We start from the raw sequence: 13,241 nt of genomic DNA, 5'->3' as shown, positions 1-13,241 counted from the left end.
GCTCCCCCTCAGCCCCGGAACCGGAGGCGGTCGGTGCTGTCCTCGCTGGGCTGGACGACGACGATGCCCTGGCCGGAGAAGGCCATCTGGTAGGCCTCGCCGCTGCCCCGTCCGATCAGCGACTGCGCCTTGAAGCTGCGCTTGCCCTTCACCTTCAGGTTCGGCGACCAGGCGACGAGCGCGTCCGGGTCGACGTACGTCTCGTCCTCGCCGCCGCCGCAGTCCACGACGATCGGCTTGCCCCGGGAGGTCAGCGCGACCCAGCCCTGCCCGGAGATCTTCGTGTTCCACAGGCCCTGCCCGGCGAACTTCGCGAGCCCCTTCACCCGCTCCACGCCCCAGGTCAGGTGCGCGTCGAAGGCGAGCAGGTTGGTGGCGTTGACGGAGATGCCGTCGCCGTTGAGGTTGATCACGACGACGTCGGCGCCGTAGTCGGCGAGGTAGAGCAGGCCGTCGCCGGTGCACTTCATCAGCGGGGCGCCCTCGCCGGTGACCCAGTCGCGGGCGATCTGCCGGACGGCGGGCGGGTTGGGCTCGTACTGGATGAAGCCCTCGTAGGCGACCATCGAGCCCACGCGCGCGAGGAGGTCGTTCCCGGTCTGCAGGGCGACCTTCAGCATGTGGCTGCCGTGGTTCTCCATGCGGGCGGTGACGGGTGCGGGGGCGTAGCCCGCGAGCGGCTGGTTCATGACGGGCTCCCCTTAGACCTCGTACGGCTGGACGACGATGAAGTTGCCGGGCGCGCCCCGGAACTGGAGGTTGACGCTCTCGCCGGTGTCGCCCGGGTAGGCGTTGCGGCGCATGCGGACCTGGCTGGAGACGATCACCTGGGAGGCGGCGGACCAGGCGACGACGGCGTTGCAGTCCGCGAAGGTGGTCGGCGTGACCGGCAGCACCACGGGCGTGCCGTGGGTCTTGACGACGATCGTGCCGGTGCCCTGGAACTGCATGGTGAACAGCGCGCCGCCCGGGATGCCGTGGCCCTCGACGCGGCGGACCTCGTACTGCAGGCTCTCGTCGAAGGCGAGGACGTTCTCGGCGGAGACACAGATCGCGTCGCCCTGCAGCTCCACCGGGTGCAGGTGGGTGGAGTTCTCGGCGAGGAACACCTGGCCCTGGCCGGTGCAGCGCATCAGCTGCATCTCCTGGCCGGTGGCGTTGCCCACGACCCGGCCCATGAAGCCGGCGCCCTTGTAGCCGAAGTCGACCTTGCCCTGGTAGAGGACCATGCTGCCCTGCCGGGCCAGCACGGGCTGGCCGCCGATGCCGAGGTCGACGCGGACCAGCTTCTTGTTCTGCTGCGTCCAGCGCTGGCCGGTCGGCGTCTCCTTGAACGCCTGGAGCGCGGCCGTCACCCCGGCACCGCCCTGGGGCACGCCCTGCGGCACTCCGTAGGGGGCGGCCTGCTGTCCGGGGACCTGCCCGTAGCCCGGGGGCATGGGCGGGGCGGGCTGGCCGCCGCCGTAGGGGGCCTGCTGCTCGCCGTAGCCCGGGGGCAGCGGCGCGCCGGGCCCGCCGTGGGAGGGCTGCTGGGGCGGCTGGCCGTAGGGCGCGGGGGCCGGGGCGGTGGGGGCGGCCGGCGGCGGGACGCTGCCGGCGGGCGGGGTCATGGGCGCGATGATCGTCGGCGCACCGTGCACGCCCGGCGCGGGGGCCGGGGCCGGGGGTGCGGGCGGCGTGTGGCCGGGTGGCGGCGTGTGGCCGGGTGGCGGGGCGAAACCCTGCGGTGCCGGGGCGGGAGCGGGAGCGGGCTGTGGGGCGGACGGGGCGCCGAACGCGGGCGGCGGCGTGGTCTGGGCGGGCGGGGCGAAACCGGGAACCGCACCGGGCTGCTGCTGCGGCTGCTGGGGCTGCTGCGGGGCGGCGGGCGTCTCCTCCTCCGCCACCTCGCCGCCGAAGTTCTTCAGCAGCGCCTCCAGGCCGCCGTCGAAGCCCTGGCCGACGGCGGCGAAACGCCACCCGTCCTTGAAGTAGAAGTCACCGAGCATCACGGCCCGCTCGGTGGAGAACTCCGCCCCGTCGAAGGAGTACCGCGCGACCTCCTCGCCGCCCGCCACGATGCGCAGGTAGCCGGGAGCGATCTGCGACATCTGGCCGGCGCCGTCGATGGTCGCCGTGAAGGACAGCTTGCGGATGTGCGGGGGGATCCGGTCGAGCGTGACCCGGAACGACTCCGTGTCACCCGCCTGGGCACCCAGCAGCTGGACGGACTCCTCCGGGGACTTCGGCTGGTTGAAGAAGACGAAGTACCGGTCGTCCGAGAGACGCTCGTCGGCGTCCAGGCCGAAGCAGCTGATGTCGAACGTCAGTCCGGGTGCGGAGATCTGCACGCCTACGTACAGATCCGTGCCCGCCGTGAGGTCACTGATCCTGGCCTTGTGGCCGCGTTGGAATTCCCTGGCCATGCGTTACGACCGTCCCCCATCCCGAATGTGAGTGCGTCGCGCCAGGCTAACGGCAAAGACCGACAACGGCCCCGGAGGGTGGCCGTCGGTACAGACCCGGTACACAACCGCGTCCGGCCGCTCACATCGGGACGCTCAGGCGTCCTGCTCGTCCCGCTCGTCCCGCGCTCCCGGCACGTGCGGCAGCCGCGCGGCGGCGACCACTCCTTCCAGGTAGCCGCGGGCCCGCTCGGTGCGCGGGTAGGCCTCCAGCAGCCGCCAGAAGTCGGGGCCGTGGCCGGGGACCAGCAGATGCGCCAGCTCGTGGCAGAGCACGTAGTCGACGACGTACTCCGGCATTCCCTGCAACCGGTGCGAGAGCCGGATGCTGCCCTCGGCCGGGGTGCACGAACCCCAGCGGGTGTTCTGGTTGGTGACCCAGCGCACGGAGGCGGGCCGGGCCCGGCCGGCGAAGTACTGGGCCGACAGCCGCTCGGCCCGCCCGGCCAGCTCGGCGTCGCCCAGCACCCGCCTGCTCTCCTGGGCGGCGAGTTTGTCGAGCATGACGGTGACCCAGCGCTGCTCCTCCGCCTTCGACATCCGGGCGGGGATCAGTACGACGGTGCGATCGCCCTCGCGGTACGCGGAGACGGTCCGGCGGCGCCGGGCACTCCTGCGGACCTCGATCGCGCTCGCCCCCGAGCCGCCGGGCGGCTGGCTCGTCGTGCTGCGCTGTGGTTCACCGGCGCGGTGCAGTGGGTCGGCGGGCACGCCCCGACGTTACCCGGTGGGCAAGGGCAAAGTCCCGGCTCCCGGACGGTCGGCCGCCGATACCCCCACCATGTGTTTGATTCGTACGACCGACCCGGTTACCCGATTTACACCCCTTCGCCCCGACTTACCGGTATGACAAACCACCCCTGCCTGTGGATAACTCCCGACACCCGCCGCTCCGGGCGGGCATGCTGGCAGGCATCGGCGAAGCACGACCGGCTCCGCCGGCGCATCTCCGCAGACGTACGCGGCACATCCACACAGCCGTACGCGACACACCCGCACAGACTCACGCGACACATCCACGGAACACGTACACGGATACAGGGGGCAGCATGCATCCGGTGATGAAGCCGGCGCTGCGGCGCGGCTGGCGCGACCGCAACACCGTGCAGTTCGGGATGACCCCGGCGCACGCCGTGACACTGGGCCCGATGGACACGGCGACCGGGAGCTTCCTCGACCTGCTCGACGGCACCCGCGGGCTGCCCCTGCTGCGCGAGGAGGGCCGCCGTGCGGACGTGCCGGCCCGCCACGTCGACGCACTCGTGCGGCGGCTGGCCCGGGCGGGCCTCGTCGACGACGCGCGCGGCGGCGGACCGGCCGCGGACGCGCTGCGGGAGAAGACGGACGTCCTCGAACGGCTGCGCCCCGACCTCGCCTCGCTCTCCCTGCTCACGCCCGAGCCGGGCGGCGCCACGGCCCGGCTCGCGGCCCGCCGTGCACTGCGGGTGCGGGTGCGGGGAGCGGGCCGGGTCGGCGCCCTGCTGGCGTCGGTCCTGTCGGGCGCCGGCGTCGGTGAGGTCGACGTACGTGACGTGGGCCGCGTGGAGCCGTGGGACGTGGCCCCGGGCGGGCTGCCCGCCGACTCCCTCCGCGACCGCCGGGACGCGGCGGCGCGGGCCGCCGTCCGCCGCGCGGCACCGGACCGCCCACCCCGCCACGCCCACTCCCCCGGATCCGGCGCCGAGGACCCCGGCCTCTCCCTGGTGATCTTCGCGCCCCGCGACGACGTCGCCGTGCACGCCCCCGACCCGTTCACCGCCGAGCCCCTCATGGCCACCGGCACCCCCCATCTGTACGCCGGTGTCGTGGAGGGCACCGGAGTCGTCGGCCCTCTCGTGCTGCCCGGCGAGTCCGGCTGCGCCGGCTGTCTGCACCGGGACCGCACGGACCGGGACCCCGCCTGGCCCCGGCTGGTCACCCAGTGGCGTTCCGGCCGGGCCCGCCGCGTCGGGGCCTGCGACCTGACCCTGTCCACGGCGGTGGCCGGACTGGCGGCGGCGCATGCCCTGGCCTTCCTCGACGGGGAGTCGCCCTCCAGCGCCGGCGCCCGCTGGGAGGTGTCCCTGCCCGGTCTGACCTGGCGCTCCCGGCCGGTCCCGGCCCATCCTGAGTGCGGCTGCGGGGCCGCGGAGAGAGGTAAACGGGAGCGCCCCTCAACCACGGGGGATCCGCGCGCGACAATGGCGGTGCAACGGCCGTCGGCGCGGTGGCGACACACAGCGGGCGCGGCACGGCCGACTGGGACCTGGAGGGCGCATGTCTGATCTTCCCCGGAAGGCGGTCACCCGTACCGCCAAGCTCGCCGCGCTCCCGCTCGGCTTCGCCGGCCGGGCGACCTGGGGGCTGGGCAAGCGGATCGTGGGCGAGTCCGCGGAGATCGTCGGTCGCGAGCTGCAACAGCGCACCGCCGAGCAACTCTTCAAGGTGCTCGGCGAGCTGAAGGGCGGCGCGATGAAGTTCGGGCAGGCGCTGTCCGTCTTCGAGTCGGCGCTGCCGGAGGAGATCGCCGGTCCCTACCGTGCGGCCCTGACCAGGCTGCAGGACGCGGCCCCGCCGATGCCGACCCGCACCGTACACCGGGTCCTGGAGGAGCGGCTGGGACCGGACTGGCGCGAGCTGTTCGAGGAGTTCGAGGACAAGCCGGCCGCCGCCGCCTCGATCGGCCAGGTGCACCGGGCGGTGTGGCACGACGGCCGTGAGGTCGCGGTCAAGGTGCAGTACCCGGGCGCCGGCGAGGCCCTCCTCTCCGACCTCGGCCAATTGAGCCGCTTCGCCCGGCTGCTGGGTCCGCTTATCCCGGGCATGGACATCAAGCCGCTGATCACCGAGCTGCGGGACCGGGTCTCCGAGGAACTGGACTACGGCCTGGAGGCGCAGGCCCAGGCCGCGCACGCGGAGGAGTTCGCGGACGACCCCGACGTGGTCGTGCCGGCCGTGGTGCACCAGTGCGAGCAGGTCCTGGTGACCGAGTGGATCGACGGCATCCCGTTGTCCGAGATCATCGCGGACGGCACCCCGGAGCAGCGCGACCGCGCCGGTCAGCTCCTGGCCCGCTTCCTCTTCTCGGGCCCGGCCCGCACCGGCCTGCTGCACGCCGACCCGCACCCGGGGAACTTCCGTCTGCTGCCCGGCGGGCCGGCCGGTGAGGACGACTGGCGCCTGGGGGTCCTGGACTTCGGCACGGTCGACCGGCTCCCCGGCGGCCTGCCGGCCCCGATCGGCGTCTCCCTGCGGATGACGCTGGACGGCGAGGCCGAGACGGTCTACGAACTGCTCTGCGAAGAGGGATTCGTCAAGGAGAACATCGAGCTGGAGCCGGACGCCGTCCTGGACTACCTGCTGCCGATCATCGAGCCGGCCCGGGTGGAGACGTTCACCTTCACCCGCTCCTGGATGCGCAGCCAGGCCGCCCGCATCGCCGACCCCCGCTCCCCCGCCTACCAGCTCGGCAAACAGCTCAACCTGCCCCCGGCCTACCTCCTGATACACCGGGTGACCCTGAGCACCATCGGCGTCCTGTGCCAGCTGGGCGCCAACGTACGCCTCCGCGAGGAACTTCAGGACTGGCTCCCTGGCTTCCTGCCGGACACCTCCGAGGACACCGGCACGGAGGAGCCGGCGGCGGGGGCGTGATGGGGGCTGCCTGCGCGGGGTGAGGGGTGGGGAGGGGGGTGGGGGCGGGGGGGGAAGGGGCCCCCACCGCAGCATTTCGCCTTCTGTCGGCCGGCCGAGGCCCTCACCACCAGGGCGAGTCCAGGCATCCCTCGATCGCGCGGAGGTTCTCGCGGGCGCAGGTGGCGCAGAAGTAGTGGCGGACGCCGTTCTCCACGGAGCAGGTCCAGGTGGCCGGCCGGGGGCTGTCGGCGGTGGTGCCGCAGCGGGCGCACACGAGGGGGTGGGGCTGGGGCTCCGGGGTGGAGCCGCTCTGGTCGCTTCCGCCGGGAGGACTCGTCACCCGGTGACGATAACTCCGGGACCCGCCGAGCGCCCTGCATACCGCACCGCGGGGGCCGGTCCGTTCGGCCGGACCGGCCCCCGCGGGAAGGCTTCGCCTCCCGGGTCCGGGAGGCCACCGCTGTTCGGGTGTGTTCCTTACTGCATGACCGCCATGGCGAGCGCACGGCGGGCACGGAGCGAGGCCCGCTCGGCCCGGCGCTGCATGCGCTGGGCTACCGCCAGGCGCATGGCCCGGCGTTCGTGCACCGCCTCATGGAGTCGCTCGTGCATATGCGCACGAGCGAGGGCTTCTTGCATGAGTTGCATTTCTCGGTTCCTGTTCTGACGCGCTTCGGTCGCGCCGGTGGTGGTGAAGTCTGTGGTCGCGGAGCCGGCGGGCTCGCTGGTGGACGGCTTCATCGGGGCCTGCTTCTTGGGGTCGTGCGTGAGGGGGCGGTCGATCGTTCCTGCGGTGTTCATGCGGTGACCGGGTTCTTGCGCGGGCGGCCACGCGGCCGCTTCCGGGCGACGACGACACCCTGGACGAACAGCTCGCCACCCCAGACGCCCCAGGGCTCACGCCGCTCCTTGGCGCCGGCGAGGCAGGCCTCGATCAGCGGGCAGGTACGGCAGAGGGACTTGGCGTACTCGACGTCCGCGGGCGACTCGGCGAAGAAGACCTCCGGGTCGTAGGAGCGGCAGGGAACGGGTACGCCCAGGTTCTCGATGGCGTCGTCGAGCGCGGTGAGCGCGGTGAGGGGGATCAAGGTGGAGTCCTCCGTGAGGCCGGGCGGGGGGATCGTTTGCGAAGGCGGTACGGACGGGGCGTGCGCTTCGAGTTGCACGATTGGTCTTCCTCGTCTGGTCGTTCCGGCCGGTTGACCGGGTGTCGGCTTGGTACCGGGTTCCTTGTCCCGAGGCCCCTTCGCTCCGTCGTCCCCGTTCGGGGAAAACAGAAGGGCCGCGGATCCCGGGTGGGGTTCCGCGGCCCTGAAGGCGCCGGCCTGATCGACGATCAGGCTGGATCACTCCAGGGTTTTGGCCCACGGAAGGCCCACATCAGGTGGTGGTGCGTCGTCTGCTTCCGGAATCCGGCACCGGCCGCCGCAAAGGCATAGGCGTGTGCCTGTGCCGCTACCGCTTCCAGTGCCTTGGTCGGTCGCTCATTGCGCTCACGGATGGGAAGACCCGCGAGGGCAGGGGAGGACGCCGGACGCACGGCACGGATGCCGGACAGACCGGTGCCCTGGTTCGAGGCGCCGAGCATGCACGTGGAGACGGTCGAGCGATCGGTCAGTTTGGCCGTGCTGACGGTGGTGCTGATGTTGATGCTGATCACTGGACTCGCCTCCTCTCGGCGTCTCTGGGACTGGGGTGAGCCAGTCCGTTCGGATATGCAAGTACAACACGGGAGCCGCGCCTTCGAGAAGGCCGCTGCTTCCGTGCCTAGAACCTATGGGGATTGCCGGGGCATGCGCAAACTATTTTTTCGACGAGTTCGCATCAGTCGTTCCCGTCGTCCGCGCCGGGCTGTTGACCTGCGCAGATGGCCAGAACGTCGGCTCCGTAGCTGCGCAGCTTGCGGCTGAGGACGCCGGGGATGCGGGCCAGTTCGGCGGAGCTCTCGGGGCAGGCCTCGGCGATGGCCATGAGGGTCCGGTCGGTGAAAACGCAGAAGTCGGGCTGGCCGCTGCGCTCGGCCTGGACGGCACGCCAGTCCCGGAGCCGTTCGTAGAGCCCCTCGTCCATGTCCGAGGGGCAGTCCTCGCAGCGCATCAGTTTCATCTCGCCCGCGTCGGTGAGCGTGCGGCCGCAGACCCGGCAGCGGGCCGGGGTGCGCTGGACGCGCCGGGGGGCCGCGGCGGCTCTCGCGGTGATCCCGTGTTCGACGCCTCCGCCCGTGCCGGCTCCGGTGCGGCCGACGGTGGGGGTGGTGCCGGGGCGCAGCCCGTCGAGGAAGCGGCTCGGCCGGCGGTTGGGGCGTCCGCCGGGTGAACGGGACAGGGCCCAGGAGAGGTGGAGGCGTTCCCGGGCGCGGGTCACGCCGACGTAGAGGAGGCGGCGTTCCTCCTCGATCTGTTCGTCGGTGCGGGCGTAGGTGATGGGCAGCATGCCCTCGGCGACGCCGACGAGGAAGACGACGTCCCACTCCAGGCCTTTGGCGGCGTGCAGGGAGGCGAGGGTGACGCCCTGGACGGTGGGGGCGTGCTGGGCGTTGGCCCGCTCGTCCAGTTCGGCCACGAAGTCGGCGAGGGTGGCGGTGGGCCGGGCGGCGGCGATGTCGTGGGCGAGGCTGACCAGCGCGGCCAGGGATTCCCAGCGTTCTCTGACGGCGCCGGATCCGGCGGGGGGCTCGCTGGTCCAGCCTTCGCCGGAGAGGACGGCGCGGACCTGGGAGGGCAGGTCCACGGCTTCGTCGAGGAGGGAGTCGTTGCCGCCGAAGCGGGCGGCGCCGCGCAGGGCGATGCCGGCCTTGCGGATCTCGGGCCGGTCGAAGAAGCGCTCGGCGCCGCGCAGCTGGTAGGGGACGCCGGCGTCGGCGAGGGCCTGCTCGTAGGTCTCGGACTGGGAGTTCGTACGGAACAGGACGGCGATCTCGGCGGCGGGGACACCGGCGTCGATCAGCTCGCGGATGCGGCGGGCGGCGCCCTCGGCCTCGGCGGGCTCGTCGGTGTACTCGGTGTAGACGGGTTCGGCTCCCGCGGGGCGCTGGGAGACGAGTTCGAGCCGGTGGTCGGCGGCGCGGCCGCGGGCCTGGGCGAGCAGGCCGTTGGCGAGGCGGACCACCTGGGGGGTGGAGCGGTAGTCGCGGACCAGTTTGACGACGGTGGCTCCGGGGTGGCGGAGGCGGAAGTCGAGGAGGTGGTCGGGGGTTGCTCCTGTGAACGAGTAGATGGTCTGGCTGGCGTCACCGACGACGCACAGGTTGTCACGGTCGCCGAGCCAGAGGTCCAGCAGTCGCTGCTGCAGGGGGCTGACGTCCTGGTATTCGTCCACGACGAAGTGCTGGTACTGGGTGCGGACCTGTTCGGCGATGTCGTGCCGGTCCTGGAGGATGGCGACGGTGAGCAGCAGGACGTCTTCGAAGTCGATGACCGAGCGGTCGCGCTTGAGGTCCTCGTAGGCCGCGTAGAGGTGGGCGATCTCGGCCGGGTCGCGGGGGACCTCGCGGCCGGCCTTCGCGGCAGCGTACGGGTAGTCGGCGGGGACGGTCTGGGTGACCTTGGACCATTCGATCTCGGCGGTCACGTCCCGCAGCTCGTTGCGGTCGAGGCGGGTGCCGAGGGCGGCGGCCGCGTCGGCGACGAGTTGGATCTTGCGGTCGACGATCCGGGGCAGAGAGCCACCGATCGCTTTCGGCCAGAAGTACTGGAGCTGGCGCAGGGCCGCTGAGTGGAAGGTGCGGGCCTGGACGCCGTGGGCGCCGAGCTGGCGCAGCCGGCCGCGCATCTCTCCGGCGGCGCGGTTGGTGAAGGTGACGGCGAGCACGCTGGACGCGGGCAGGATGCCGGCACGCACTCCGTAGGCGATGCGGTGGGTGATCGCCCGGGTCTTGCCCGTGCCCGCTCCGGCCAGGACGCACACCGGGCCGTGCAGGGAGGTGGCGACCTCGCGCTGCTCGGGGTCGAGCCCTTCGAGCACCGCGTCGGCCGTGTCCGGTGCCTGCGGGAAGAGGGGGGAGTGCGTTGCTGCTGTCACACCGCCATGCTGCCAGGTCGGTCGGGACGGCTGCGCCGGTTGTCCACAGGCGGGGGCCTGCGGTCGTACCAATGCGGCCGGTGTCACACGAGGGGCGGGTGTCACTCCGGTGGGGGTGGACACCCCCACCGGGGATGGGCGGCCCGGTGCCGCTCGGGCGGAGGGATACCCCTGCCGGGAATCGGCGTGCCCGGTGGTACTCGGGCAGGGATACCCCCGCCGGGAATGGTGGGCCGGTCGCTTGCGTTCTCCTCGTGGACGACCTTTTCCGAGCTGCCTGAGGAGCGCGAGAGATGCAGGGCACTGTGACGATGTACAGCACGACTTGGTGCGGCTACTGCCGTCGGCTGAAGAGCCAGATGGACCGGGAGGGCATCGCCTACACCGAGATCAACATCGAGCAGGACCCCGAGTCCGCCGCTTTCGTGGAGAAGGCGAACGGCGGCAACCAGACCGTCCCGACCGTGCTCTTCGCGGACGGCTCCACGCTGACGAACCCGTCGCTGGCCCAGGTCAAGCAGAAGCTCGCCGCGTAAGCCCGGGCTGCGCCGGACGGCGGCTCCGGAGCCCGGAAGGGCTCAGGGGCCGCCGTTCGTCGTGTGCGCGGTCCTCCCCCGTCTTCCCGTCTCGGACGGGGGTTCTCCGTCTCATCCGTCTCAGACGAAACTGCGGGTGGGCAGCGGCTTGCCGTACCACATCTCGATCAGTCGGGCCGCGATGGAGATGCCGTAGGGCGGCAGCACCTCGCCGGATTCGAAGGCCGCGTGCAGTTCCTCGCGGGAGAACCAGCGGGCCTCGTGGATCTCGTCGCCGTCGACCTCGATCTTGGTGGAGGTGGCGCGGGCCATGAAGCCGAGCATCAGGCTGGACGGGAAGGGCCAGGGCTGGCTGGCGACGTACTCGACCTGGCCGACGGTGACCCCGACCTCCTCGGACACCTCGCGGCGCACCGCCTGCTCGATGGACTCGCCGGGCTCGACGAATCCGGCGAGCGTGGAGAAGCGGCCCTCGGGCCAGTGGACCTGGCGGCCGAGCAGGATGCGGTCGTCCTCGTCGGTGACCGTCATGATCACGGCCGGGTCGGTGCGGGGGTAGTGCTCGGCGCCGCAGGCCGGGCAGCGGCGGATGTGGCCGGCCGCGGCGATGACGGTGCGCTCGCCGCAGCGGGAGCAGAAGCGGTGGGTGCGCTGCCAGTTCTCCAGGCCGACCGCGTGGACCATGAGTCCGGCGTCGCGCGGGGACAGCAGCAGGCCGGCCTCGCGCAGTCCCGCCGGGCGCGCGGACTGGTCGATACGGCCGGGCAGCGAGTCCTTCTGGAGCGCGAAGTAGCTGACGCCCTCCTCGTCGATGCCGAGGAAGTAGCGGTGCGCCTCGGTGAGCGGGGCCTCGAAGGACGGCGTCATGACGAGTTCCGTCCGGCCGTCCGGGGTCTCGTCGATCAGTACCTGGCCGCCGGAGACCACGAAACAGCGGGTGGTGGGGTGGCTCCACGCCGCCGCGAGCCAGGCCTCGTCCAGCCGGTGGTGGGCGGCGCGGTCGATGCCGCTCGGGGCGGTCAGCGAGATGGGTCGGTCGGCTGTGTCGTCGGTCCAGGTGGTCACGGGTGCTTCCAACTCCCCCAGTACGGCGGTTCTTTCGGCGGGCGGTTCGGCGGGATGTGGGCGGGCGGGCACCGGGCCGGGAGCGGCCGGGGCGGGCGGGGCGGTCCATCCAGTGTGCCCCGCGCGCGGTGCCCCTCCGTACGGCGCCGACCGGTCAGAGTGCGGGACGCCAGTTCCGGGCCAGGTCACCCCACAGGTACGCGCTGGTCTCGACGCCCTTGAGGAGGAGGTCCAGCTCGACCTTCTCGTTGGGGGCGTGCCAGCCGTCGGAAGGGACGGAGATGCCCAGGAAGAGGACGGGGGCGCCGAGGACCTCCTGGAGGTCGGCGGAGGGTCCGGAGCCGCCTTCCCGGGTGAAGAGGACCGGCCGCTCGAAGGCGCGGCCCATGGCTCGGACCACGGACTGGAGCGCTGGGTGGTCGAGCGGCGTCAGGCAGGGGCGGGTGGCCGAGCCGAAGTCGATCTCGTACCGGATCCCGGCGGGTACCTGCTCGGCGGCCCAGGCGCGGACGGCCTTCTCGATGTGGTCCGGGTCCTGGCCGGCGACCAGCCGGAAGGAGAGCTTCACCATCGCCGTGGAGGGGACGATCGTCTTGCTGCCGGCGCCCTGGTAGCCGCCGCCCATGCCGTTGACCTCGGCGGTCGGGCGGGCCCAGATGCGCTCCAGGGTGGTGTGACCCGCCTCGCCGTGGGTGGCGTGGGACTTCGCGGTGCGCAGCCACCGCTCCTCGTCGAAGGGCAGCTGGGCGAAGAGTTCGCGCTCGCGGTCGGTCAGCTCGATGATGCCGTCGTAGAAGCCGGGGATCGCCACGCGCGCGTGCTCGTCGTGCAGGGCGGCGACCAGGCGGGCGGCGGCGGTGGCCGGGTTGGGTACGGCGCCGCCGAAGGAGCCGGAGTGGATGTCCTGGTCGGGTCCGTGGAGCCGGATCTCGCACTCGGCGAGGCCGCGCATGCCGGTGCACACGGTCGGGGTGTCCTCGGACCACATGCCGGTGTCGGAGACGATCACGGCGTCGGCGGCGAGGCGCCCGGCCCGCTCCTCGACGAGTGCCCGGAAGTGCGGGGAGCCTGATTCCTCCTCGCCCTCGATCAGCAGCTTGAGGTTGACGGCCGGTGCGGTGCGGCCGGTGGCGGCGAGGTGGGCGCGGACGCCGAGTGTGTGGAAGAACACCTGCCCCTTGTCGTCGGCTGCGCCGCGCGCGTAGAGGCGGTTTCCGCGGACGACCGGCTCGAAGGGGTCGCTGTCCCAGCCGTCCTCGCGGGCGGCGGGCTGCACGTCGTGGTGGCCGTAGACCAGGACCGTGGGCGCCTGCGGGTCGCCGGAGGGCCATTCGGCGAAGACGGCGGGGGCGCCCGGGGTCGGCCAGATCTCGGCGGTCGGGAAGCCGGTCTCCTTGAGCTTGGCGGCGAGCCAGTCGGCGCTGCGCATGACGTCGGGCGCGTGGTCGGGCTGGGCCGACACGGAGGGGATGCGCAGCCAGGCGGCGAGGTCGTCGAGGAAGGCGGCGCGGTGCTGCTCGATGTACGTGCGGACGGCGCTGTCCGGGGTCTGGCTCATGGT

The 13,241-nt window shown here is 72.4% G+C and carries 13 protein-coding genes; 3 read left to right on the top strand and 10 right to left on the bottom strand.

Annotated features, from left to right (window positions below; all coding sequences use genetic code 11):
- Positions 1-8: 8 nt before the first annotated feature.
- From ACZ7N4_RS10435 to ACZ7N4_RS10425, 3 genes are all read right to left on the bottom strand, one after another.
- Complete coding sequence (locus ACZ7N4_RS10435) at positions 9-689, bottom strand: AIM24 family protein (RefSeq protein ID WP_471356061.1); 681 nt, start codon at positions 687-689, stop codon at positions 9-11.
- A gap of 12 nt (positions 690-701) precedes the next feature.
- Positions 702-2,405, bottom strand: a complete 1,704-nt coding sequence (locus ACZ7N4_RS10430; RefSeq protein WP_471356058.1) for a TerD family protein — start codon at positions 2,403-2,405, stop codon at positions 702-704.
- A gap of 135 nt (positions 2,406-2,540) precedes the next feature.
- Entirely contained in the window at positions 2,541-3,155 is a 615-nt protein-coding gene (locus tag ACZ7N4_RS10425) for a M48 metallopeptidase family protein (RefSeq protein ID WP_471356055.1), read from the bottom strand.
- Between the two features lie 338 nt (positions 3,156-3,493).
- On the opposite strand from ACZ7N4_RS10425, the gene ACZ7N4_RS10420 reads away from it, so the two are divergent.
- Positions 3,494-4,708, top strand: coding sequence for a TOMM precursor leader peptide-binding protein (locus ACZ7N4_RS10420; protein WP_471356052.1), 1,215 nt, complete (start codon positions 3,494-3,496; stop codon positions 4,706-4,708).
- Positions 4,701-6,077 carry an ABC1 kinase family protein gene (locus tag ACZ7N4_RS10415; RefSeq protein WP_471356050.1) on the top strand — a complete coding sequence of 459 codons (1,377 nt, stop codon included), beginning with the start codon at positions 4,701-4,703 and terminating at the stop codon, positions 6,075-6,077. Before ACZ7N4_RS10420 ends, ACZ7N4_RS10415 begins: the two co-directional genes overlap by 8 nt.
- 103 nt (positions 6,078-6,180) lie before the next feature.
- On the opposite strand, the gene ACZ7N4_RS10410 is transcribed toward ACZ7N4_RS10415, so the two are convergent.
- The 5 genes from ACZ7N4_RS10410 to ACZ7N4_RS10390 form a co-directional block, all read right to left on the bottom strand.
- Positions 6,181-6,399: a hypothetical protein gene (locus ACZ7N4_RS10410; protein WP_471356047.1), complete on the bottom strand. Its 219-nt coding sequence runs from the start codon at positions 6,397-6,399 to the stop codon at positions 6,181-6,183.
- Between the two features lie 137 nt (positions 6,400-6,536).
- Positions 6,537-6,860: a hypothetical protein gene (locus ACZ7N4_RS10405; RefSeq protein ID WP_471356045.1), complete on the bottom strand. Its 324-nt coding sequence runs from the start codon at positions 6,858-6,860 to the stop codon at positions 6,537-6,539.
- Complete coding sequence (locus ACZ7N4_RS10400) at positions 6,857-7,225, bottom strand: WhiB family transcriptional regulator (protein WP_053664703.1); 369 nt, start codon at positions 7,223-7,225, stop codon at positions 6,857-6,859. Before ACZ7N4_RS10400 ends, ACZ7N4_RS10405 begins: the two co-directional genes overlap by 4 nt.
- 170 nt (positions 7,226-7,395) lie before the next feature.
- On the bottom strand, positions 7,396-7,719 hold the full coding sequence (locus ACZ7N4_RS10395; RefSeq protein WP_471356042.1) for a hypothetical protein: 324 nt from the start codon (positions 7,717-7,719) through the stop codon (positions 7,396-7,398).
- Between the two features lie 164 nt (positions 7,720-7,883).
- On the bottom strand, positions 7,884-10,166 hold the full coding sequence (locus ACZ7N4_RS10390) for an ATP-dependent DNA helicase UvrD2 (protein WP_471356040.1): 2,283 nt from the start codon (positions 10,164-10,166) through the stop codon (positions 7,884-7,886).
- Between the two features lie 206 nt (positions 10,167-10,372).
- On the opposite strand from ACZ7N4_RS10390, the gene ACZ7N4_RS10385 reads away from it, so the two are divergent.
- Entirely contained in the window at positions 10,373-10,615 is a 243-nt protein-coding gene (locus tag ACZ7N4_RS10385) for a mycoredoxin (protein ID WP_030338954.1), read from the top strand.
- Positions 10,616-10,735: 120 nt separating this feature from the next.
- Here the strand turns inward: ACZ7N4_RS10385 and nudC are convergent, their stop codons facing one another.
- Together nudC and ACZ7N4_RS10375 are read right to left on the bottom strand one after the other, a co-directional pair.
- Positions 10,736-11,680 (bottom strand): NAD(+) diphosphatase, encoded by a 945-nt coding sequence (gene nudC, locus ACZ7N4_RS10380; RefSeq protein WP_471356038.1) that lies wholly within the window; start codon positions 11,678-11,680, stop codon positions 10,736-10,738.
- Between the two features lie 154 nt (positions 11,681-11,834).
- Entirely contained in the window at positions 11,835-13,238 is a 1,404-nt protein-coding gene (locus tag ACZ7N4_RS10375; protein WP_471356035.1) for a dipeptidase, read from the bottom strand.
- Positions 13,239-13,241: the final 3 nt, after the last annotated feature.

Source organism: Streptomyces sp. NPDC107654, assembly GCF_055639035.1.
Note: the sequence above shows the minus strand (reverse complement) of the source record. Positions and strands in the feature narration are given on the sequence as shown.